This is a genomic window from Halomicrobium urmianum, from assembly GCF_020217425.1.
GTDB classification, from domain to species: domain Archaea; phylum Halobacteriota; class Halobacteria; order Halobacteriales; family Haloarculaceae; genus Halomicrobium; species Halomicrobium urmianum.
This window is the reverse complement of sequence record NZ_CP084090.1, coordinates 2343764-2366160: the sequence shown is the minus strand read 5'-3', so window position 1 is coordinate 2366160 and position 22397 is coordinate 2343764. Positions and strand designations below refer to the sequence as shown.

Below are 22397 nucleotides of genomic sequence, written 5' to 3'. Positions count from 1 at the left end.
TTCGAAACCGACCGGCAGTACTTTTCTCACCGGTCGGAAACAGGTAGTTCCGACGGCGCAAGCGCTGACGGGGCAACGATCGATGAACTCTTAGACGAGGTGATCGAGGAGCATCCGGACCTCGCTGATGACGACGAATGAGTGGTGAGTACAGGCGGATCGCTGTTCGTCCTCGCCGAACAAACGAGTGGTAGGTATCTGATAAGTAATATTGGTACAGAACGCATTTATGCTTATCACCAAACGTGGATCCAATGCCACGACAGGCAGTCAAAGATTGGCTCTCGTATTTCGATGAGATTGCGGACGAAGTCGGTGCGGATATCGAAATTCGAGAAACCGACATTTTCCACATACGGGTGGACGGTGACCAGCCTGCGATAGGCAAAGTTCGGGCTTCTGAATACGATGGTCGCGCAGAAGACCACATCTGGCAGCGGTTCGACAGAGAAGTAGACCAGATGGCTGAAGACGGGAACGAACGGGTCTTTGCGGTACAACTTGATGTTCGATCAAAAGACGAGTTCGACCTCGATCAGGACCACTTCATCTTAGTGACTGAGGAGGTCCTCCGACAGGAGACAAGTGAGAGAGGTGATGTCCATATCGACACCTCGGAGCCCGGCAACTACAAGGAGCCTTTTAGCGGATACGTTGACAACTGGAACGCGCTCTTTGAGTATCTCACTGGGACGACTCTCGAAGAGGATGCGAGCGAGATACTACAGGACCCTCGGCTGGAGAGCATCTCGCCGACGGCACCCTACTACTGGGTGAATCAGAGCATGGACGAGATCGAAGACGAGTACCTCCAGGCCCCAACGGACGACTACTTCCAGTACGACTTACCGAAACTCGAACCCGGCGACGTTGTCTTCAGCTATTCTGACGGCCAGGTACAGGGCTATCACGAAGTGACGGAACCGGCCGAGGTCAGGGAAATTCCCGCCGAAGAAGCTTCATCCAGGGCCGGCGATACGGAGTTCGTTGAACGCTATATCGTCGAGACGTCGTTCACGTCATTCGATGAACCCCTCGAGTTCGCCAATGTCTTTGCGAAACTGTGGGAAGAAGAGGTCCGACTTGAACAGTACTACCCGGTCAATCCCGGTGGAATAAATCAGCGGCTCTGGTGAATCGCTAGACGGCGTCGGCTTCGACCGTCAGAACGAGGAAAGTGAAGCGGGAAACCGTCGATGCCTATGTCGAAAATTTCCCGCTTCACGAGCAAAGTCGTTCAGTTAGCTAAAAATGCTGTTGGTGGGCGAGGCGAAGTCGCCGCCCCCGAAGGGGGTGGCGGCTTCGCCGAGTATGCGGTAGTGTCGCTGCACTGTCTGCGGGTTTACCTGGAAAAATCCTACCGAGAAGCACTCGATTTGCTGAGTGAGATGCCACAAATACTCGGGGAGATCGGCCTCAACGCGGCCGATCTTCCCGACCACTCCACGCTAGTCAAGTGGTTTGACAGAATCAAGACAGCGCTCTGGCGAGTACTGCTGCGCCTCTCGGCGCAGCTGCACGAGCCAAGCGGTCACGCCGCCATCGACGCGACGTTCTTCGACCGCGAAACCGCCAGCAAACACTACTGCCGCCGGACGAATTACCGCGTCCAGACGCTCAAAACGACTGCGCTCGTCGACACAGAAAGCCACGCGATTCTGGACGTTCACTGTACGACCGAGAAACGCCACGACACACAGCTCGGCTGGCAGGTCGCCCGCCGCAACGCGGGCGACCTGGCCAGCCTCGCTGCAGACAAAGGCTACGACTGGATGGAATTACGCGAGAAACTCCGCGATGAGGGCGTGAGACCACTGATCAAACACCGCGAGTTCCGGCCCATCGATCACGCGCACAACGCGCGGATCGATGGGCCTCGCTACCGCCAACGATCGACGTGTGAAACCGTCTTCTCGACGATCAAGCGCACGCTCGGCGACGCCGTGCGTGCGCGAGCGTGGTTTCGGGAGTTCCGCGAAATCGTCCTGAAATGTGTCGTTCACAACATCAAGCGAGCCGTGACACCGTGAAATCAAGCTACGTCTGGCGATTCACCACGGCCAAATCAGCAGTATCTATTCAATCTCAGCGAGGAAGCCGGTGATTATCTCTTGCGGGAGGGAGAAGGCCGGATCGATGAATATGACGGGATCAACGAGGCAGAAGCCGATGTACTTGAGCGATTGGACGGTGCTATCGAGAACGGGAATTGGCTCTCAGCCGAATTAGCCACTGAAACGATCCGCAAGTGGACGGAGGCCCTCCGGCGAAGCGATCTAATCGAGGCGGACATCCACTCTCAGGACATCGCAGTCCTCGATCAGATCAGAGACGTCTACACCGAGCACGAAGCACAACTCGAGGCGGAAGCCAGCGATCTCGGTATCGGCTCGCTGAACAACTGTTCGCCAGGTCAGGTCTTGTTTATCGTCCTGGTCAGGGAACTGCAACGAAGAGCGGGCTATAGCGGCCAGGAGGTCAATTTCAACCCTGACAGGTTTACGAAGATCAGCAGTGGAGCGTACAAGTCGTCCGACTCCATTACCCCAGTCGCCGAGTCCCCCAACAATGCGGAAACGCTCGTTCGGCAACTTCAGGAAAAAAATCAGGTCGTGTTCCACGGGCCACCTGGGACTGGCAAGACCTACACGGCCCAGCAACTCGCCAGTTGGTGGCTGCACGAAACCGCAGACGGGGAACCCGCCGCTGAACAGCTTGAGACGGTTACGTTTCATCCGTCGTTCACCTACGAGGATTTCATCGAGGGCCTTACTGCGACTGAACGCGACGGCAGCGTAGAATACACCGTTGAAGATGGCGTGTTCAAACGATTCGTCGAACGGGCAACGGACGCCTACGAGAACACGGATGCGGGCGATGCTCCGCCCTACGTGCTAATCATCGATGAAATCAATCGGGGCAATCTCGCTCAGATTTTCGGTGAGATCATCACGCTTCTGGAGGCCGATAAGCGACTCGGAGCGAGCAATCCGACTACCGTCCAGCTTCCGCACTCGAAGGCAGAGTTTGCCATCCCGCCGAACCTGTATCTCATCGGTACTATGAACACCGCCGACCGGTCGATTGCGCTCGTCGATGCTGCATTGCGTCGTCGGTTCCGGTTCGTCCATTTCCCGCCGGAAACGGGTGTCTTCTACGACGAATACGAGTTCAACGGACGGTCCCATCTCGTCCAGGCTGCGAATACCCCGACTGAGCCCGCCCGCTGTCTTCTCGCGGTATCAATCTTAGCGCTCGAGCAACTCAACGAACGAATCCGAGGGAGTCCCGATCTCGGTCGTGGGAAGCAGATCGGCTACACAAATCTCCTCGGTATCGACCAGAATGCTGCTCCTCGCAGACAAGTTGAATCTATCGTCGAACGGTGGCAATACGAGATCATGCCCCTTCTGGAGGAGTACTATTTCGGGCAATTTAGTCGTATCAACGAGGAGCTCTTCGATGGATCGAGCGAGCAGTTGTTCGATCCTGCAACGCAGGAGATCCATGATTTCGGCCCCCAGGCACTCTTCGAGACGCTCTCGAATCTCCATGACGAGGTCGGCGCCGAGTGGGTGGGTATCCAGTAACAGCCGACGTATGGCGCAACACATCCATCACGGACGGGCGCAGCCAACGAGTCGTCACCTACAGGCACGTCTGCCATGACCGTCACGCACGATACCGTGCAGTCCGCCGAATCATCAGCAGACTGGGTTCTGCGTGAGTACCAAGAGACCGACCCGCTGACTGAGGACGAGTTGACGCCGCGTGATCGCAACGTCATTGCGAACGAAATCAACGACGACAGTGACCGGATTAGCATGGTCTGGCTGCCGGACGGACGTGTTAAACTCCGGGCAACGCAGTATGTCGGAATTCTCACGCTCCCGAGTGGGTTGACCATTGAGGTCAAACCGAAAGTGCCCGAGACAAGTCTGCTGGAAATGTTGCAGTATTCTCAGGGCATCCAAGCGGATACGATTGCTGAGGAAACCAGTATTACTGCAGGACGAGAGTTCATTCGTGCGCTTGCCACACTTTTCGAGACGGAACTAAGTGACGTCCTGCAGCGTGGACTCGTGAAGGAATATCGAGAACGATCAGACACGGAGGAACACATCCGTGGTCGACTCGATGTCCATCGACAACTCCAGCGACAGGGTCCACAACCGACACAGTTCGAATGTACCTATGATGAGTTAACCACTGATACGGTTCTCAATCAATCATTGCTCTATGCGACGACAGTGTTACTTCGGTTGCTCGAGGACGGTCGGGTGAGCGCTGCACTCCAGCGGCATCAACAGATCCTTCAGCGACAGGTAACGTTTCGTCCAGTAAGAACGGCTGAGTTAGAATATATCGAGCTCTCCCGACTTGCCAATCACTACGAGGATATCTTCCGACTGATGAAACTCATCCTCCAAGGAGTCTACGTAGAGAACCTCCAGACAGGTGAGAGCCCATCATTCTCCCTGCTGGTGAATATGAACGACATCTTCGAAGGGGTCATTGAACGCGTCTTCGAGGATCTGTTTGCGGGATCTTCGATGCGTGTTCAGGGACAGTACTCGAGCACCGACCTTGTGGAGGAGGGATACCGGCCGATTCGCATTCGCCCAGATATTGTCGTCAAGGATGGAACTGACGTCGTCTTTGTCGGAGACGCGAAATGGAAGGAAGATGAATCCAACGACCGGGAACCGTCCAACGACGATATCTATCAGCTCATCTCCTATCAAGTGGCTCACGATGTGCCTGGCGCGCTGTTCTATCCAAGCCAGGAAGCTGATATCGGCTCAACGTATTCATCTTCACTGGACCATCAGCTCTACCTCGTAGAGATACCGACGACATCCACGGTGGGAGAGCGGTATCCGGAAACCGTCATGCGGTCACTCAGGGAGTCATTACCCACAACAGTGTGGTCACGGGATAGCAACGGAGCACAGTGACGCGCTCGCATGGCTAAAGTCGTCCCTCACCGACCAAGTCCGCATAGCCACGGATGGCAGCATCCCAGTCACCGCCCCCAACGTGATGTCCGACGCCCCCGGTGTCCCCAGCCAAGAATCCATCGACAGCCCCGTCCGTTAGGGTCATGACAACAGGGTGCTTCGTCGAAGAGCGTCTCAGGGAGTCACAATCTCCCACTTGTTGGCGAGCTCTGACGGATTTACATCCGCCTGGGAATCTGCTGACGACAGGGACTCACGGCTGACCCCGATCTCCGCGACCGGTCGGGCATACTGGACTACTCGAAACAGATACCGAGACGGAAGCCGTCGAACATAGCCCCGATCGAGTATTTCCTGAGGAGAGAGCTGATCGAACACCTGCTTCATAGTGGCAGTGACAGCCGTCTCTATGTCGACTTGCTTCGGGAGGTTGAAAACCACGCTCGCGACACGATCATCCTCGGAAGCGTCTGAACGAGTCACAAATGGTGAATCCTGGATCAGCTGGTGAACAGCCTCGCAACTTGAGGCCGGCTGATCGAGTCCGTGAAGGACTGAAACCAGATCGAGTTCTGGGAAGGCAAGATGGCGGTCGACGAGCGGATGCTCTACAGTCGCTTTGATACGGTGCGCCTGGGAGCCGTATGAGCGGCCACGCTCTAACCAGAACTGCACGATTTCAGGAGAAAGTGGCTCAGAGTGGTATGTTTCGGGCAGGGTCTGTCGGACGTACTCTTCGAGGTCTCCAAATCTATCGCCTTCGTCACTGATCGAGATCGTCCCGTCTGGATCGATTGTCCCCCACTTGTACGCAGTGAACTCGTCGTGGTCGACCTTCCGGATGTGAATCCTGAATTGTCCCGTCATTGCTTCAGGCATCCTGGTGAGGACCGGTAGGTACTATTCCAATCATAGTTCTCCATAATCCACTTTCAGTTGCACTCTTTTACAGTAGCTGCGGATCAATACTATGGCATTACAGATCCAGCTCTTCAGTAATCTTTGCACGAACTGCGTCCGCCACGTACTCGTCGAGCGAAACGTCGTCGCTAATCGACTGGACGACGTCAGCGAGAACGCCGTCAAGCTCGACAGTCCGGTCTGATATTCCACCGGTGAGCTCCCGCTGAAGTGCCAGGTCGAGCAGTGGGTCAACGCTCTCTATCTCGTCCGAATCGTCGACGATCGCGTCCAACAGCCGCTCGTGTCGGTCAGAAATCTCAGCGTCGAGCGCCCGTCGGGGGCCGTCGACATCGTCCGTCGAGACGGATAGATCGTTTTCGATCGCATCCTTCAGCACCGAAGATACACCCTCCGAAACGAGCTCGGAAAGCGGTGCATCTCGGGTTTGCGCCGCCGCCAGGAGCATTGCATCGACGGTGTACTCGTCTGACTCCTGTTCGATGGGTTCGTCACTTACGGACTCACCGTCATCCATCTCACCGTCCGTGTCCTCCTCACTATGGACTTCGTCCTCGTCGACATCTTCGTCAGTAGTATTTAGATCGTCGACGATACCCGTTGCCGTCAGATAGCGGCCGTCGGGGAGCGGCAGGCTATACAGCTCGCCGTCGACGTACGGAAAGAAGATCGGATCGGCATCGGCGTACGAGACGCCGATCTCGTCGACGACTTCTCGAGAAATCATCACGCCCTTGTCCTCGGGGGGTTCCGGCCACTCGGACTTGTACTGGGGGAGCGAACCGGGTTCCCCGCTCCCGTCCGGTTGTCACAGCGCTCTCGCCAGCTGCGGTAGCTGTTAAGCCACTGCTCGAGCTCCTTGTGGAAGGCCGTCCCCGTCAGCCGCTCGTCGTCGAACGTAACATGGTATCCGTCGTCGGTCTCCTCGTCGTCGACCGACGCACCGTAGAGGTTCGTCGCGACGGCTTTGGCAGCCCGATACGGCCCAAGGGAGAGACGATAGCGCTCGTAGGCCGTGTTGCGTTCTGGGAAGACTTGCTCCCCGTCAGCAATATCTTCCGCAGAAGAGGTGCTCGTCCACTCTTCGAGGACCGGCTCGTCTCGGGCAGCGGATCGTCAAGCGCTTCGTTTGCGTCGTACACCCTCGCCTGGAGCGCCCTGACAAACTCATGGGCCCTGTCGTCATCCACGAGCTGGCTCTCGTCATCGATTCGTTCGAGCAGTTCGATGCCACTGTTTTCGAGTTCGACAAGTACCGGGGTAACATTGCCGTGTGCCCTGTACATCGGCGGTTCACGGAACGTCTCACCGAGTGCACGGAACGCCGCGGCGTGTTCCAGAATTTTAGCACCGTCCTCAACAGCATCGATTGCGTCGTCTTCAAGCGGCTGCGCAACGAGGTGATAGAACAGCGCTTCCTTGTCGCCGGTCGGATTCCGAAGGACGCGACCGATCCGCTGGACGAGCGAGGCATTGACCCCACCGCGGGAGACGTTGACTGCGACTTCGGCATCGGGCATGTCGACACCAGTCCCGAGGAGATCGCCGGGACCGACGATGACGCCGCGTTGGCCCTGATTGAACTGTTCGACCGTCTCTATCCGGTCGTCGCCCGAGTCAGTGAACGCCGCGAGGTCATCAGTGTCGACGTCGTATTGATCGGTCAGGATCTCCGCGAGTTCCGCGGCTGCATCGTACGACCGGACGAGAACGACCGTTTTCTGGGCCGGTGCATGCTCGGCGACGAGCGAGGCGATTGCATCGAGATCCGGCATCGTGTTCCAGCGGAGCGGCTTCCGGGCGAGAAGCGCCGACGCGAATGCGTCGAACGCCGCGGATTCCGAACGTAGATCGGCCCCGTCGTTCGACTGGACAAACGACCGCAAGTCATCGTAGTCGACGACGTCGTCGGGGAGAGTCGACGGTGGGACGTCGAGGTGATCCGCGTCGAGCGTCCCCGAGGCGGAATCGTAGTTCGCGGTCGTAATCCGATCTGGGCCGCCAGTCGGTCGACACGGTCACCGGTTGCTGGAAGGTATCGGACTTGCCAGGAGAAGCCGGCGATGACCCCCTCGCGTCGGGCTTTGGCCACGTCGTACTTGTAACACCGATCGAGATGTCCTTCGAGGGCGTCTTTCGCTGCGGTGTCGCCGGTCCACCCGCTGTCGGCGGAGCCCGACATCGCCAGCACGGTGTTTGCGCCGTCGGTCAAGTCCTCGAAGAGGTCGCCCCAACCCCGGCCGTCGGCACTTCCCTTCGAGTACCGGTGTGCCTCGTCGAGGATGACAAGATCGTATCGGCTGAACTCGGGCGTCCTGAGGAGGCCCTGTGCGGTCCGGAACTCGATGTCTCCCCACTCAAGTTCGATCGTCCGGTGATCATCCTCGCTAACCGGCGTCGTACGGTCTTCAGGGATGTCCAGGTGCTCGTCAAGTTCGGACCGCCACTGGTCGAGCAGGAGGTCCGATCCGGCGACGATCAAGACACGCGGCTGCTCCGGAACTGGCGGGACGTTCGACGATCGCTCGAGTGATTCAGCTTCGTTTGTATCCGTCGGGTGGAGCGAACCGTATCGGAGGGCGACGGCGGCCAGTCCAAGGACGGTTTTCCCGGTCGCGGTCGCCATGTCGACGTGCCCCCGCTGGCCATTGGCGTGCCAGCGCTGGAGGGCCTCGCGCTGGTGGGGCCACAGCGGCGTCGTCATTTGTGCTTCGTCAAGCTGAGTGATCAACTCCGCTCGGCCGACGTCAGACTCAGGGAGCAGATCGATCAGTGCCTGTGCGTATGCGCCGACGCGGGGGTCCGAGAACAGCCGAGCTGCAAGGTCACTCACTGAGTCAGTGTCTCTGAGCGACCGCAGTCCGGCGCCCTGGTTACCACCAGACTTGATGCTGCGGTCGATCGCACTCGTGGCATTTTTCTCCAGGAGTGCCTCGAGTGCGCGATCGATGTCCATCGGCTCGCCGGTCGTATCGAGCGTGTGCCGAAGGGAGTTGAGCTGGAAGGCGAGCTCGCCGATCGTCTCCTCGTCGTACTCTCGGAGGTTCGCGGCTAGCGGGGAGTCAGAACCCGCGATCTCGGTGAGGCCCTCGACGTAGAACGGACCAGTCGCCTCGTCGAAGTTCCACTGGTCGATCGTTCCGCCGAAATCGGTCATGTCGTCGGTCTCGCCGACGGCGATCCCGCGTAGTACGTCGACGGCAGCGCGATCGACCTGAGCGGGGTACTTCGTCGCGTCGATCGACTCTCGGTCGAGACGATCGCTCTCGAACTGTTCTGCGGGGGTCGTCTTGTCGTCACGCGACTGGAGAGGGTCGTTGCCTGGCATTGGTGGCTGGAGACCGGAGCACTGTCATAGACGAGCGCTCGCGTCGTCGATACGATGAAAGTACGAGTGGAGTGCAAAAGCCTTCCCGGCCAGTATCAGTAGCAAAACCGATACAGTACTCTACCCAGATAGCCCCTACATGGAGGCAATCGACAGGGGACAACTTCTCGAGGATCTGCGAGCGGTGTCTGCTGACAGCGACACACCGCCCAATATATCGACCGTGGCGGCGGAGTGTGACGGCGGTATCCGGGACTATATTGCCGAGTTCGGTACGTGGTATAATGCGCTCGAAGCCGCCGGTGTCACTGGCGATCGTGATCCCCCGGACGCCAGTCCCGAAGAACTTGTCGCGGAACTCGAGCGCGTCGCGTCCGAACTCGGACAGTCCCCGACTGGTGAGCAGATCACCGAGTTCAGCACCTATAGCTTCGAGACGTACGAGTCCGTCTTCGGCTCGTACTTACTGGCGTTGGAGGAAGCGGGGATCGAGCCGAGTACGAACCAGTACAACTTCGCCGAAGTTGACCCGCCAGAACACCGCGGAGCGACGGAGAACGTTCGGCACCTGAGAGAGCACGGCCCCACCCCGAGTTCCGAGATGCCACAGGGGTCGAGCGTGAGCGACCGCCAGCACGGGATGTGGAAGTTCGTGGTCCGGGCCGGGAAGGCGGCGACGGATTCCGCCGGCGGTATGCCAGAACCGGTGTACTTCCTTAGGGAGGAACACGACCCGGAAACGGTGATGCGGACGTTCTTCGAGGTGAACGACCAGATGGTCGAATCGAAGTCGTATCACGGGCTCATCACCGGCGTCAGGGACCACAGCCACGAGTGGGCGGAGATCGCGAAGGAATTTCTCCCGGAACTTGTGGACGGCGATGCCGATGACGACGAGACACCTCCGGGCATTCTCGTGATCGAGGCGACCAACGAGACGATCGCGAACGCGATCGAGGCGACCGTCGCGAACCAGACGCGCGACCTCGACGCAATCGACGGGATCGGACGCGATGTCGGTTACGCGTGGGGGCTACCGGAAGAGCAAGAAGAACACTGGAGTCACGTCAGTCCGGGAGATATCGTTCTCGCGTCGTCCGACAGCGATACGTACGCGTTCACCGTCGACGAGCACGTCCGCGACTGGAACGCCACAACGACGCTCTGGGCACAGTACGATGACGGCATCAGAGTCGAAGGCCCCGATCAGCCCTGGCCGTTTCTCCTCGTCGGTATGTCAGGTGGTCAGGTTGCATTCGACACAGACGAGTTCTGGAACCTCGTCACCGCCGACCGGACGGGCGACGCTATTCAGTACCTGTCCACGGAGACGCTCAGTCCGCTGCGCGAGCAGCACGAGTCGTTCTGGAATTTCGCCCGACGTCACGACAGTCAGTCCGATCAGGACCTCGGACGACGGCAATCGGGCTCGAGAGTAGACGTGAACAGAGACGAGAACGAGAATGGTGACGGGCGCCAAAACGTCGCTGCTACAGCCGGTTCTTCGGATTCCGGAGAGCTAGATGAACCGAGCGAGACAGCTAAAACAAACGGCGAGCCGACTGCGACAGCTGACACCGTCGAAGTCTCGGCAGTCGTCGCAGCGCTAGCCAGCCGTCGCGACGAGGGATTTGTTGTCGAGGCAGTTAGCGAGCATCTCAAGCGCGCAGTCGACGGAAGCGAGCCGACCGTTACGCAGGTGTCTGCTCCCGAGACTGCACCGGTACCGCTCGATCTCACTGCCAACCAGCGGACGCTCGTCGACGCTCTCTGCGGGGACGACAGCGAGTACGCCTCTACTGGCGCGTTCGTCGAAGACGCACTTCGTGCGCGGCTCGATATCGCAGACGTGCAGCGAGAGTTTTCGATCACGCTCGAGGGACCGATAGCCGCTGTCCTTTCGGAACTTGCCGAGGAGGCGGGCAAAGAGCCCGCACAACTCGTCGAGGAGCAGATCCAGACGTACGTCGCAGACACCATGTGACCCGGAACTGGCAGTCCTGATGTACTACATTACAGGTCGTCGATCCCAAAATCGGCTTCCTCAGTCAGCCCCCTCGTGTCTTGTTCCCTGTACTCGATGTCGCTGGGGTCACTGACGACGTCTACGAACACCCACTCGTCACCGAGATACGTCACTGCGTGATTGGCCTCGTTCACCACGACGGTGCCGCCGCCCTTCTGCCGCTGGACGTAGGTGGCGACGTCACGATACTCATCGGCCTCGATGTACTGCCGTCCGTCCTGGGTCTCTTTGAACGGTTTGCCGTCGGCGTCGACGCTGAACTCGAACCCATCGTTCGGTCCGTCGTACGCGTCGCCTCGCTCTAGCTCCTCTGGGTCTGGCACGGTCGTTTCCGTCGGTGGATCCGGAATCTCATCGTCGGTCGCCGGTCTGAGTTCGCCGTCGATGCTATCTTCGCCGGTCTCCCACGTCAGGTGTCGGACCTCTGCCTGTGAAAGCTCCTGCCGCCAGTCGTACCGCTCGAAGATGTTCTCGTCGACGGTGTCCCGGGCATACAGGACGTACATCTCTGCCTTGCGATCCGGGTCATTCCCCGTTCGTAGTACACGCCCGAGCGTCTGGATGCGTTGCCTGACGCTCCCGGACGAGACTCGGACGATCCCCACATCGGCGCTAGGAACGTCCACGCCCTCGATGAGTGCCTTCACACTCAGCATGACGTTGGCGAATCCCTCGTCCCGGAACCACTCTATCACGAAGTCGTTCCAGGCCTCGCTTCGGTGGCCAGAGTGGTACATCACCGGTTGATAACTACTCGTGAAAAAGAGGTCCTCCAGCTGCTCGTCTATCTCCTCGAGTTCGGGATACTGTTCGTAGAGCTGAGCACGGTCGTTATCGGTGTCGGCGAGCTCACCGGTACGATTATTACGGCCTCGGGTCTCCCTGGGTGCGACCATCCGTTCAAGTTGTTCGATCCGCTCCTGGAAGACGATCGCCTTCCGGTCGCTTGCGACGCTCTCTCGCAGGAGCTCGAGCGTCACGGCCTGTCGGGCAACGGCATCGGCGATCAGTTCGCGTCGCTCTTGCGTGTACTCGAAGTAGTCCGCGATGGCTGGCGTCGGTCCGTCGGCGTTGTTTCTGATGACCTGGAGCTTCCGGGCGAAGCTTCCGCTGAGGTCGTAGAGCCGGTTCTGATGTCGCCGTTCGATGTCGGAGACCGCGTCGACGACGGCGTCCGTCAGGCGCTGGTAGGCTGTTCGCTCGGCGTCCGTCAGTTCGAAACCGACGGCCCTGTTGAAATCCTCAGAGTGATCACTGTATCGGCTATTTCACCGAGAATAGTGTCTGTATAATAGGATTTCAACAGAGCCCCCACGTCAGTAACTCGTGGTCGAACACGTCCCGCACGCGCGCCGCTTCCTCGTTCGTGATCTCGGGGTCGGTGACGCCAACGCCCGTCCAGCCCATGATGACGTCGTCGTGGACCTGATTCGCGAGGGTTTCGCGGTAATCGGTGCTACCCGCCTGGTAGTAGTCGGTCGGGACGACGTACAGCCAGTGACCGGAGTCCTTAGACTTGAGGTGGTCGTCGTAGCGGTTGATGAGGTACGCCTGGGCTTCGGCGGGCGAATCGAAGCGCTCGGCGTCCTGGCCTTCTAGCTCAGTGACGATGTCGTCGAGGAGCAACCCGAAGGTGTCCGCGCCGACGTCCCGGATCTCCTCCGTCTTCGCCACGAGCGCCTGAAAGTCCTCGTCGCTCGAGTAGGCGATGTCGACGCCGGGGCTGATCGAGAACATGAACTCGACGTGGTTCCTGTCCGCGGCATCGGCCAGTTCACCGATCTCCCGCTTTCGGTCGGACGGATACGGTTCGCGCCACTTGGCTCGATGGTAGGGGTCGTCTTTCGGCGCGTAGATGTACGTGTTCAGCTTGTAATCGCCGAGAGAGTCGATGATGCTGAGGCGCTGTTCGTGTGACCAGGGCGGTCCATAGAACCCCTCGATGACGCCACGATACGGATACGGAGCGGGATAGTCGTCGACGGAGACTGTCGGGACCCAGTGCTGGTTGCTCTCCGCGGTCACGATCTGGCGGAGCGTCTGGACGGCGTTGTAGATGCCGTCCCACGTCGACCCGCTCAGCACGGCGGTTTTCTGGTCGTCGGCCCCCCTACCAATCTGGAGCGTGTACCCCTCGTCACCCAGGTCGCCCCACGAGATAGTCGCGTCCAGCTCGTCGAGATACTCGTCGACGGCCGGCGTCGCGTCGCGCGTGTCGACGACGAACAGGAATGGCGTGTCGCGTATTCCCTCGGGCGAGACGACCTGTACCGGATCCTCTCCCTCCGTGACCCCCCACTCGGACAGGTGTGACGCGAGCTGGGAGACCGCGGGTTCGTCGGCGCTCGCCGTCGTCGCGATAAGGGCACGCGGTCCCAGCGTAACGTGGGATCCGTGATACTCGACTGCCTTCGGCTGCGGGAGCATTCGTTCGATCTCCGCCGGGTAGTCGGTGGACGAGTCGCCCGAACCGGTGGCCACGGCAGTTCCTGCCGGGAGCGACGCCGTCGCAGCAACGCCGCCTGCGATTTTCAGCGCTCCTCGTCGCGTCAGTGATCTCACTTTCCTCCGCTATGGTTGCTGATTAATTGTAATTCAATACTAATTAGAAATCAAATAATAAAAAGTCTGTGGCCGAGCACCCACTAGCCCAGGTTCCGGGCAGACCACGACTCGCCGTTGCTGCGGTGAGAGGCGAATCGGAGAGGGAGTCGACGAGGGGTTCGAATCAGGGTCCGTTTCGCTACGCTACCGCTGGACCGTCACGCGAGCCAGGTCACGGCTGCTGAGCAGGTAGACGGCACACCCGTCCGTCGCGAGCTGCGGTTCGTTGTACCAGCCGGCGTCGAAGCCGCGCTTCAACACCGCGGACTCGTCCGACGCGGTGTCGAACTCGAACAGTGCCTGGTCACTGACGCCGAGTATCGACCGATCGCGCATCACGAGTTCGCCGCCACGGCCGACGACGTTTTCGCGAGCGAGCGTCGAGCGCGTCCGCGGATCGATCGCGAAGAACACACCGTCGTTCGTGATGCCGTACACGGTGGCTCGACCTGCGGACGAGTCCGGACTGGTGACGAGGTGTCGGATGGTCTCGGCGCCGGGTACCGGCGTCATCTCCCACTGCTTTTCCATCGTCCGGGAGTTGACCCCCGCTAGCTTGGCCTCGTCGGCGACGGGTTCGGCTCCGATTCCACCGTAGATCTCAGTCCCCACAACAGCCGTGTCGTGGATCGACGTGACCGCCGTGATCGACTGGTCCTGGACGACATTCCGGTAAACGTCCGTGACGGCGTCCGAATCGGGGTCGTATTTGACCAGTGCCCCGCCAATCTTTCCGTACTGCGGCCGCGTCCCGACGAACAGCGATCCGCTCCGAGCGTCGTAGTGGACGTCTCGCGGCCGGTTCTGCTCCTTGCCCACGCTGGCTGTCTGCGTGACCTCGTCGGTCGTCGGATCGTACTTCGCAATGATAGCACCCGGATATATTGCCTGGTACAGTTCCTCGTCGACCGCCGTCATCGCCTTCGGCTCACCGTACGTTCGGAACTGAGTTGTCGATCCCTCGTCCACGTCGTGGACGGTGAACCGCCAGTGTCCCCCGACCACGGGGTTACCGTCCAGCATCGCCAGCGACTGCGGCGGCTCAACGTGCGCTGGTAAGCCGGCTGACTGGAGATCCACAATCGTCACCGCGTCGTCGTCGAGCCCGTACGTCCAGACGGCGCCACTGCCGGCGGCCCCCACGAGCGTCCCGTCGCGTTCGAACAGGTCGCGTGTCTCGTCGCCGGGTGACGGGACCGCCAACCGCGTTATCTCCTTGCTCGACCGATCGTACCTGTAGACTGCTCCCGAGTGGCGCGCCGTGAAGTACACCGACCCGTTTGTGACCGTCGCGGCGTCGATGGTGTCCTGTCCGTCGGGACGTGCGATCTCGTAGGAGCTGTAGTCCGCCTGGTCGATGACGGCCAAGCGGCCCGACGGTTCCGTACCGGCTACGATTATCCCGTCCGCCGCCTCCAGGTCATAGACGAAGCTGTCGTCCTCGAACTCCGGCGGGAGGATGGATTCCATCTCACCAGTCGCCCGGTCAATGGCGACGAGGTCCGCGTGAGAGCCGACGCCGGCGAACACCGTGTCCGCGGTGACGGCGACGCTCCGAACGTACGCTTCGTCCGGCGCCACCGAGCCGAGGTCGCGGACCGAACCGGTCGATTGATCGTACTCGTAGACGCTTGCTGTCGGATACGTTCCGGCGTAGACCTGCTGGTCGCCGGGGTGGGCGTCCATGTCCATGACGAAGGACTCGTCCTCGAGGCGCGCGACCCGCGAGAGATCCGCAGTGTCCGTCTCGAAGTGGTAGAGGTCGGCGACGCCGTACGTCCCAACGTAGAGATCGGATCCGCCGTTAATCGATGTGCTCGCCCATGAACCGCTACCGCTCGGCAGTTCATAGTGGCTCGTGATCTCCCGGGAACCAAGGTCGAACGCTCCGAGAATAGGTGGACGCAGCCCGCGCGTGACGACATAGACGGTGTCGTCCACAAGTTCGGCCGTCACGATGGGAGTCGCGAGACTGGCTGGGCCCAGTCGCTCGGTGGCGAGGTCTTCATGCCGGCGGGGCGCGCACTCGGAGTCCGCGCTCACCGTCCCGAGTCCAGCGAGACCCGCCGCCGCGATACCTGTCTGCAGGACTTGACGTCTGGTACGATCGACAGTTGGACGCTTCTTGTTGTCAGGAGTCATACTCTACACAAATTATAACTAGTTGTCAATAAAACTAGCCCCAGAAAGCACGATGTGTGCCCGTTCCTGGGACGTGTTCTGTAGTGATATCTCGTTTGATAGATCAAGACCACGTCGGCAGTGTAAAGCGCGACGTCGGTTCCCGCGCCGCACAACGCTATACCGAGGGTTGCTGTGGCGAGTCCTGGGGCGTCGTTGACACCGTCACCGACCATTATCATGCCCTTGTGTAGTTAGAACAATACTTCGATCGTCGCAACTTTCTCTTCCGGTAGCAGTTCCACCTGGACTTCGCCGATGCCTCATGCTGAAGCCGTACATCGACTACGCCTGTCTGGGTGACAGATAGACGTACGAGAAGATGATGCCACACGCGAACCGGAAGCAGATCAACACGTCCGTTCCCCTCCAGCGCTACCTCGGAGAACAGTTCGAGCAGTTCGGGGTTGACTCCAAGTCCAATCCGGTGTATCTCCCGAACAGAGTCAAGGCGTTCACCGGTAAGAGCCACATCCTCAGGAAGTGCGACTCGACGACGAGTTCAGTCGGAACCTGCTGGGTCGAAGCAACGAGTGACGAATCAACGCATTCGAGATTCTCCAGACAGAGCTCGGGGAGTTTAACCCTGCTACAACGTAACAATACTACTCAAAGGAGATGGTGGAAGAAACCCATCAGAAAGCGAGTGACAGACGATCCGAACAACCGAAGGTTTCGTCGCCGGAGCAGTCGCCCGGTCGGCTGAGTTCGAGAAGGATGAACATGAATTCGTCTACGGCGATGTCATCCACGACGAGGAACCGGAGAAGAATGCGTCAACTGGCTATGCGTCCCACCAGCAGCCACGCTCTGGGAAGTGGATATCAGACCAGCCAGTTAGCGCGATTGAGCACCGGCCTTCGTACCAGTTCTTGGCTGCCGCCCGGAACCGGACCATTTCACCTTCCTGCACGACCGTCTGGTTGCTCTTGTTCCAAACAGTGAACTTGATCGTCCCTGAACTCCTGTGAATGTACCATAGTAGTCGTCTACCCCACGCTCTATAACGGATACTGACTGCCCCGTCGATAGCGACGGCAGCACAGAGTAATCGGGATGGATTACTCGTCTTCGAGCGCTGCGTAGATCTCCGCGTGGCGTCGTCCATCGAGCTCCCCCATTTCGAGGGCGATCTCGCGACGTTCGGCGTCGCTCTCGGCCGCCTGGTACCGCTCGTACAGCTGGCGGACCTCGTCGTCGACCGCCGTCGAGGAATCGGTGCTGGACGCCATTGCTCTAAAGAGAATACTCAGTGTGTCCCTTTATCAGTTGCGACGAGCACAGGCCCGGAAGTAGATGACTGCAGTGTCTGTATCGACCGTGGCGTCGTCAGTTGCGAAGCGGTGCAAGAGGGCTCGAATTTCATCGCCATAGTCGAACGTGTACCCATTTAGCATATAGAAGACGACTACCGTTCGGAGCGCTGTTCGTTTGTTTCCGTCGACGAATGGATGCTCCGCAACCAGCAGTCGCATCAGGTGAACCGCTTTATCGTGGATCGTCTCGGGCGCCTCCCCGAAGAACCCCTCCGAAATATACTGCAGCGCAAAGTCAATCGCGTCCTCAGACCGAACTCCCGGTTCCGTGGTGTCACCCTCTGCTACGATTTGTTCGTGGAGATCTAGAACAAGTTCCACAGACGGATACGTGAGGTCGTCCGTCACGCACACGAATTTCTCACGCCTCCCGTTAACCGTTTCTCAACTGTCGAGATCAGGCCTCGTCATCGACGTCCAACTCGTCAAGCGACGCCCCTGATTCGTCGATGTCGTGATGCTCGTGGATAACGGACCGGAGTGCTTGGAGAATCATCTCCGTGGCCAGCGGCGAGATATCGAGCTCCTCGACCATCAGACGGTGGGTCACGTCACCGCATTCCCGGGCGACGGCGTAGGTGAGCGCCGTCACGAGGCCGGCGACGCCCTGCCGGTCGATGCAGGTATCGATGTCGTCGTTGGTTTCGCGCCGGCCGACCGAGTCGATCAGCGCCGGCATGATCGTATATTCGCGGTCGCCCGCGACCGTCCAGCCACAGTGGAAAACGGACGCTGAGCCGTCGAGTCGAGGGCAGTGCTGCTTGGCTCGTGGACAAGGATATCGTCCTCGGGGGCGGGAATGACGAGATCCGCGTCGATGAAATCGTTGACCAGGTTGCAGTCCGGCGAGTCGTCGAAAGTACCAAACGCCTGTATCCAACGAATTGATGTCTGTCACCTGCTCTCACCAATTTGCTGTCGCTGGAGAGAGAGAACGGATTTGTGTTCACCAGAAATCCCTGCAAGCGCCGTATCCCCGGAGCATCTTTGCCCATCACCCTTATTGTATATAAGTGATACTGCGTGCTATGGACAACGAGAAGGCGCTTCGCCGTCGTCAATTGCTGGCTCTAGCCGCGGGAGGGACCACATCGCTGGCAGGGTGTAGTGCCTTCGGAAATTCGAGTACAACTACCGCGGAAAACGAAACTGAAACCCCCACCGTCGTGTTCACTGAAACCGACACCGACACTCCTACCCCCACGAATACGGCGACTGCAACCACGAACAACGGACGGATCTTCACGGGTGGGACGTTGGCTGATTTTCGGGCGGCCCTCCACGCTGCCAGCAGCCTGCCCGACGCCACGCTGCAGGTCGACCCGGGTACCTACCGATTCGAACCACTCCGGGAGGTCGAACCGGGTAACAAGCGTGCACATGCCCGGGTGACCGGTATCGGCGACGTCACCATCGAGGGCAACGGTGCAAAGTTCGTGTTCACCGACCCGTTGCGGACGGGGATCAGGATCATGGGCGGCCGTGACGTGACCGTCCGGGATCTCACCCTGGACTACGACCCCGTTCCGTTCACCCAGGGGGAGATTGTCGACCTCGGGCCTGACCGCCGGCGAATCACCCTCGCCGTAGACGACGGCTATCCCTCGCTCTCGAATGCGATGTTCGATAACGCTGCCCGGGTGTGGGCCAGCGTTCACCAGGCTGACGGGTCGTTCGTGGAGGGGATTCGCAAAGAGGACGGATTCGACAAGTTCTTTTCGTCTATCGAGAGCGTGGGAAATAGGCGTTTCGAGCTGTCGCTCCGTAACGGAGTGAGCCCGAACGGAGTAGCCGTGGGCCATCGGCTCACGGTCGTCGCGCGCAACCATGGTACTGCATGGGCGTTCTACATGACCGAGCGCCCGGTAGTTGAGGACGTCACCGCCTACGCGTCCGGCGGTTCGGTGTTCTCGGCGGCCGTCTGTTCGGACCCGGTATTCCGCAGAACAACGATCATCCCGCCACCCGACGGCGACCGACAGGTAGCGTCGGACGCCGATGGGATCCGCATCGTCAACTGCCGGTCAAGTGCCACCATCGAGGGGTGCCGGCACGAGTGCCTGCTCGACGACAGTATCGTCGTCCAGCAGAAGTTCACCAGCGTGACCGAACTCCTCGACGAACATACCGTCGGTGTCGAGGGTGTTCATCCCTTCGTCGTCGGTTCTGACGATACGCTCGAGGCGCTCTCCCAGAGTGGCGTTCGATTGGGTGACTTACCGGCGATCGCATACTACGAGTCGCGATTCTCTTCACCAGGAAGCCGGGAGAAACCAGCGACGATTACGTTCGAGGAACCGATCGCAGAGACGCTATCAGTTGGCGACTACATCGGGAACCGAGAGACTGGAAGTCAGAACTTCACCGTCCGAAACAACGAGTTGCGGGATCACCGTGGCATTCTCGTACGCGTCGTGGCTCGCAACGGGGCGGTTACAGGGAACGTCCTCGACGGTGCCTCGCGGAATCCCGTCGAGCTGGAGTGTGACAACGACGAGAACTTCGCGCCGAAGGGCTACGTCGACGACGTCACTGTCGAGAACAATACGATCCGGCGTGCGGGGATGGTGTATTTCGCTGGCGACCACCCAGCCGGCATCCGGATACACCTCCTGACTCGACAGGACGTTCCCGAAGAGGGCCAACCGAACCGGAACATCCGCCTGTTGAACAACGACATCGAGATGACCGCCGGCGTCGGAATCGACATCGAGAACGCCGCGGGCATCGAAGTAGCGGGGAACCGGATCGCCGACGTGAACCGTCTCGACTACGGCCCATACGGGATCTCGGTGGCGAAGGCCCGTGATGTCACGATCGTGGACAACACGGTCGAGGGGACGAGTGACCGCCTGCAATATTTCGGCCAGCGGAATGACAGCAGCGAAGTCACCATGGAGGACAATGCACTCCGGATCGACGGCGAATCAACGAGTGCATCTCTCGAGTAGTAGCTGCTGCTGGCCTCGGTGAGAGATCAAAACCAGAAACAGACCTCGAAATGGGACCGGAAGTGCTGATTCACGTGTCGAGGCGCTGGAGCAATTGCGTGACGTAGGGGCTGGCCTCCCAGCTCCGATGTGGGCTGATCGTCGTGATCAGCGTTCGAACCTTCTCGTGGCTCGGATGCCCATTCCGAGCGTAATCCACGATGAGCCGCGGCGTCGGGATGATCCGCGGCCCCTACAGCACGGCGTGAATCAGTGGGAAGTTCGTCCCGCCGAACTCGTCAGTGAGAAGTCCGTCGACATCGATCGCGTTCGCGAGGATGATGCCATCAGTTTCACCGTCGTCGAGGCCGAACGTCGGTCGCGAGTCTGGTGGATAGATTGGACGCGTATATAGCGTGCTTCGTGCCAGCCACAGTCCTAACAATCCTGTATAATCTCAATGCGCTCGTCTCTACCGCGCTGAAAAGGATCTCGAGACAGTACGATGCCGTAAGGCTAGTCCCTGAGGCTAGGATGGGTATGCCCTAGCTCTGCCCGATTGCGTTCCGGACGTTCGCCCACTGATGAGTGGGTGCGTCAGCTCGCCACGCGGCCATCCGAACGCGGGAGCCATTACAGCCCATTGCGATCCGACACTCGCCAGTCGGAGCAGGTCCTTCACCCTGCTCAAGCACACATAGACAGGTCTCGCTCGTAACGGCGACGGTCTTGGTCCCGGCAAACTGCCCGGGCTTGCCGTCGACAATACGCACCCGGTCGCCCTCTCGAAGCGTGCGGATCATCGGGCCGTGGGTCGACCGTACCCAGACGGTGACCTTCACCCGGTTGCCGGCGTCGTCTTCGAGATAGCCCACCTGGTACTGGTTCGGGCTTGCCGGATCGAACAGCGTCGTAATCCGTCCCTCGACAGTCACCGATTCGCCTTCGGGGTCGATGTCGTCGACTGACGTCGGCACGCCAATATCGTCTTTGAGACCGTCGAGGACCGTCAGCACGGCCCCGGGGACGTCCACGCTCTGCTTGTCGAACTCCTCGGCGAGTCGCCGGGCAATCCCGGCCCGACTCACGTCGAACCGCTGGGCAATCCGATGGGCGTGCGAATTAATCTCGGCCAGCGTGTCCCGTTCGAGATGCCGCCGCGGATCGACCGTCCGCGAATAGTTCCCCGTGGGAACGGTCACGGTCTGCCGACCGGCAGCGAGATGCTTCCGCTCCCAGAAGTCCCGCCGACGCTGGGCCTGCCCGGCAGTGGTCAGTTCTCGACGCAGCTCGGTCGATCCCTGCATCGTCTGCATCGCGGGCCGCCTCCCGATGCCGGGCCTGTTCGGCGTCCCGACCGTGTCGGCGTTCTTGCTGGGCGAGCGTCTCGCCGAAGCGGCGATCGGGACCGACCTCGGTCGAGCGCGTCCAGTCGTAATCGGTCTGCCGAGCGTAGTGCGAGCCACGGGAATCGTGGCCCCGGTTGAGCCGATAATCGAGTTCGTCGCCGTGCTGGGTTTCGGCGACCTGTTCGAGCAGCGTTTCGGTCCCCTCGACTTTCGCGCCGAGGCGAATCTCCTGATCGATACCCGTTGCTTTCTTACCGCTGGATTTGCTAGATTGCATCGTCTTTCTCCCTCGTAGAAAGACACCGTTCGGGTGTTCCAGCACCCGGACTTCTGCGCCGACGTGACCGCCCGAGAGCGGTGCGTCCGGCGCGTCCGTAAGGTGTCTTCCTACATATATTTCATTGAGTTCATACCTTATAAAATTACTGGAATTAGTATAGTGCAATTACTCCATATAGTACGAACACAGGCCCTAAAACTCCAATTTCCACCATCCACATATTCCGCGCATTCCTATATAAAGAAGAAATGCTCAGACTGGCTATATAACCCACCTGCGAAAGCCCGGCGCGGAGCGCCCGGAACGTGGAGGTGGGCGGGGAGCGACCGCAGGGAGCGCGCTGGAGGGCGGGAGTGAGGGTACAGGCCGGCCACCGGCAGGTGGGCCGGAACTCCCCACTGGGCGGGACTGAAAGGGGCACGGCGCTGGCGGCCACGTCAGCGGGCCCTATCCGAGCGCAGCGAGGATATCCCGCTGAGGTGCCGTCCAGCGCCGTGGGGC

At 59.8% G+C, this 22397-nt stretch carries 18 protein-coding genes and 5 pseudogenes; 8 read left to right on the top strand and 15 right to left on the bottom strand.

All coding sequences use genetic code 11. The features are described 5' to 3' along the window. Positions 1 to 254 precede the first annotated feature (254 nt). From LCY71_RS11830 to LCY71_RS11815, 4 genes are all read left to right on the top strand, one after another. Complete coding sequence (locus tag LCY71_RS11830) at positions 255 to 1136, top strand: hypothetical protein (RefSeq protein WP_225333348.1); 882 nt, start codon at positions 255 to 257, stop codon at positions 1134 to 1136. Between the two features lie 66 nt (positions 1137 to 1202). Continuing rightward, a complete protein-coding gene (locus LCY71_RS11825; protein WP_225333347.1) occupies positions 1203 to 2030 on the top strand; it encodes an IS5 family transposase in 828 nt (275 codons plus the stop codon). Between the two features lie 81 nt (positions 2031 to 2111). Continuing rightward, complete coding sequence (locus tag LCY71_RS11820; protein WP_225333346.1) at positions 2112 to 3590, top strand: McrB family protein; 1479 nt, start codon at positions 2112 to 2114, stop codon at positions 3588 to 3590. Between the two features lie 75 nt (positions 3591 to 3665). After that, positions 3666 to 4958 carry an McrC family protein gene (locus tag LCY71_RS11815; RefSeq protein ID WP_225333345.1) on the top strand — a complete coding sequence of 431 codons (1293 nt, stop codon included), beginning with the start codon at positions 3666 to 3668 and terminating at the stop codon, positions 4956 to 4958. A 177-nt stretch (positions 4959 to 5135) separates the two neighbouring features. On the opposite strand, the gene LCY71_RS11810 is transcribed toward LCY71_RS11815, so the two are convergent. From LCY71_RS11810 to LCY71_RS21710, 4 genes and pseudogenes are all read right to left on the bottom strand, one after another. Next, positions 5136 to 5828 carry a hypothetical protein gene (locus LCY71_RS11810; protein ID WP_225333344.1) on the bottom strand — a complete coding sequence of 231 codons (693 nt, stop codon included), beginning with the start codon at positions 5826 to 5828 and terminating at the stop codon, positions 5136 to 5138. A 109-nt stretch (positions 5829 to 5937) separates the two neighbouring features. Then, on the bottom strand, positions 5938 to 6609 hold the full coding sequence (locus LCY71_RS11805) for a hypothetical protein (RefSeq protein ID WP_225333343.1): 672 nt from the start codon (positions 6607 to 6609) through the stop codon (positions 5938 to 5940). 151 nt (positions 6610 to 6760) lie between these two features. Next, positions 6761 to 7768, bottom strand: coding sequence for a DEAD/DEAH box helicase (locus LCY71_RS11800; protein WP_225333342.1), 1008 nt, complete (start codon positions 7766 to 7768; stop codon positions 6761 to 6763). A gap of 344 nt (positions 7769 to 8112) precedes the next feature. Beyond that, positions 8113 to 8586, bottom strand: a pseudogene (locus tag LCY71_RS21710) (DEAD/DEAH box helicase); the annotation flags it as partial. 763 nt (positions 8587 to 9349) lie between these two features. On the opposite strand from LCY71_RS21710, the gene LCY71_RS11790 reads away from it, so the two are divergent. Further along, complete coding sequence (locus LCY71_RS11790) at positions 9350 to 11194, top strand: homing endonuclease associated repeat-containing protein (RefSeq protein WP_225333341.1); 1845 nt, start codon at positions 9350 to 9352, stop codon at positions 11192 to 11194. Positions 11195 to 11223: 29 nt separating this feature from the next. On the opposite strand, the gene LCY71_RS11785 is transcribed toward LCY71_RS11790, so the two are convergent. Next, entirely contained in the window at positions 11224 to 12216 is a 993-nt protein-coding gene (locus LCY71_RS11785) for a helicase-related protein (protein ID WP_225333340.1), read from the bottom strand. A gap of 42 nt (positions 12217 to 12258) precedes the next feature. Here LCY71_RS11785 and LCY71_RS11780 point away from each other — a divergent pair, with 42 nt between their 5' ends. Then, complete coding sequence (locus LCY71_RS11780) at positions 12259 to 12528, top strand: hypothetical protein (RefSeq protein WP_225333339.1); 270 nt, start codon at positions 12259 to 12261, stop codon at positions 12526 to 12528. A gap of 7 nt (positions 12529 to 12535) precedes the next feature. Here the strand turns inward: LCY71_RS11780 and LCY71_RS11775 are convergent, their stop codons facing one another. From LCY71_RS11775 to LCY71_RS21880, 8 genes and pseudogenes are all read right to left on the bottom strand, one after another. Continuing rightward, positions 12536 to 13663: a beta-N-acetylglucosaminidase domain-containing protein gene (locus tag LCY71_RS11775; RefSeq protein WP_225333338.1), complete on the bottom strand. Its 1128-nt coding sequence runs from the start codon at positions 13661 to 13663 to the stop codon at positions 12536 to 12538. 321 nt (positions 13664 to 13984) lie between these two features. Then, positions 13985 to 15883, bottom strand: coding sequence for a hypothetical protein (locus tag LCY71_RS11770; RefSeq protein ID WP_225333337.1), 1899 nt, complete (start codon positions 15881 to 15883; stop codon positions 13985 to 13987). A gap of 200 nt (positions 15884 to 16083) precedes the next feature. Further along, positions 16084 to 16284, bottom strand: a pseudogene (locus tag LCY71_RS21705) (heavy metal translocating P-type ATPase); the annotation flags it as partial. A 521-nt stretch (positions 16285 to 16805) separates the two neighbouring features. Then, positions 16806 to 16982 (bottom strand): annotated as a pseudogene (locus tag LCY71_RS11765) (single stranded DNA-binding domain-containing protein); the annotation flags it as partial. A gap of 100 nt (positions 16983 to 17082) precedes the next feature. Next, positions 17083 to 17253, bottom strand: a complete 171-nt coding sequence (locus LCY71_RS11760) for a hypothetical protein (protein ID WP_225333336.1) — start codon at positions 17251 to 17253, stop codon at positions 17083 to 17085. Between the two features lie 33 nt (positions 17254 to 17286). Further along, entirely contained in the window at positions 17287 to 17685 is a 399-nt protein-coding gene (locus LCY71_RS11755; RefSeq protein WP_225333335.1) for a type II toxin-antitoxin system death-on-curing family toxin, read from the bottom strand. Between the two features lie 49 nt (positions 17686 to 17734). Then, positions 17735 to 18046, bottom strand: a pseudogene (locus LCY71_RS11750) (DUF7437 domain-containing protein); the annotation flags it as partial. Beyond that, positions 18004 to 18213 (bottom strand): DUF8069 family protein, encoded by a 210-nt coding sequence (locus LCY71_RS21880; protein WP_505706967.1) that lies wholly within the window; start codon positions 18211 to 18213, stop codon positions 18004 to 18006. The gene LCY71_RS21880 and the pseudogene LCY71_RS11750, both read right to left, overlap by 43 nt. A gap of 152 nt (positions 18214 to 18365) precedes the next feature. Between LCY71_RS21880 and LCY71_RS11745 the strand changes: the two genes are divergently transcribed. After that, complete coding sequence (locus LCY71_RS11745) at positions 18366 to 20288, top strand: right-handed parallel beta-helix repeat-containing protein (protein WP_225333333.1); 1923 nt, start codon at positions 18366 to 18368, stop codon at positions 20286 to 20288. A gap of 70 nt (positions 20289 to 20358) precedes the next feature. On the opposite strand, the pseudogene LCY71_RS21700 reads toward LCY71_RS11745, so the two are convergent. Next, a pseudogene (locus LCY71_RS21700) lies at positions 20359 to 20658 on the bottom strand (hypothetical protein); the annotation flags it as partial. A 154-nt stretch (positions 20659 to 20812) separates the two neighbouring features. Further along, positions 20813 to 21574 carry a hypothetical protein gene (locus tag LCY71_RS11740; RefSeq protein WP_225333332.1) on the bottom strand — a complete coding sequence of 254 codons (762 nt, stop codon included), beginning with the start codon at positions 21572 to 21574 and terminating at the stop codon, positions 20813 to 20815. Positions 21575 to 21599: 25 nt separating this feature from the next. Here LCY71_RS11740 and LCY71_RS11735 point away from each other — a divergent pair, with 25 nt between their 5' ends. Next, positions 21600 to 21911, top strand: coding sequence for a hypothetical protein (locus LCY71_RS11735; RefSeq protein WP_225333331.1), 312 nt, complete (start codon positions 21600 to 21602; stop codon positions 21909 to 21911). Positions 21912 to 22397 lie beyond the last annotated feature (486 nt).

Coding starts and splice junctions, on each gene's coding strand:
- LCY71_RS11830 (WP_225333348.1), top strand. CDS start 255: ATGCCACGACAGGCAGTCAAAGATTGGCTCTCGTATTTCGATGAGATT.
- LCY71_RS11825 (WP_225333347.1), top strand. CDS start 1,203: ATGTCGAAAATTTCCCGCTTCACGAGCAAAGTCGTTCAGTTAGCTAAA.
- LCY71_RS11815 (WP_225333345.1), top strand. CDS start 3,666: ATGACCGTCACGCACGATACCGTGCAGTCCGCCGAATCATCAGCAGAC.
- LCY71_RS11810 (WP_225333344.1), bottom strand. CDS start 5,828: ATGACGGGACAATTCAGGATTCACATCCGGAAGGTCGACCACGACGAG.
- LCY71_RS11805 (WP_225333343.1), bottom strand. CDS start 6,609: ATGATTTCTCGAGAAGTCGTCGACGAGATCGGCGTCTCGTACGCCGAT.
- LCY71_RS11790 (WP_225333341.1), top strand. CDS start 9,350: ATGGAGGCAATCGACAGGGGACAACTTCTCGAGGATCTGCGAGCGGTG.
- LCY71_RS11775 (WP_225333338.1), bottom strand. CDS start 13,663: ATGCTCCCGCAGCCGAAGGCAGTCGAGTATCACGGATCCCACGTTACG.
- LCY71_RS11760 (WP_225333336.1), bottom strand. CDS start 17,253: ATGGCGTCCAGCACCGATTCCTCGACGGCGGTCGACGACGAGGTCCGC.
- LCY71_RS11745 (WP_225333333.1), top strand. CDS start 18,366: ATGGACAACGAGAAGGCGCTTCGCCGTCGTCAATTGCTGGCTCTAGCC.
- LCY71_RS11740 (WP_225333332.1), bottom strand. CDS start 21,574: ATGCAGGGATCGACCGAGCTGCGTCGAGAACTGACCACTGCCGGGCAG.
- LCY71_RS11735 (WP_225333331.1), top strand. CDS start 21,600: ATGCCGGGCCTGTTCGGCGTCCCGACCGTGTCGGCGTTCTTGCTGGGC.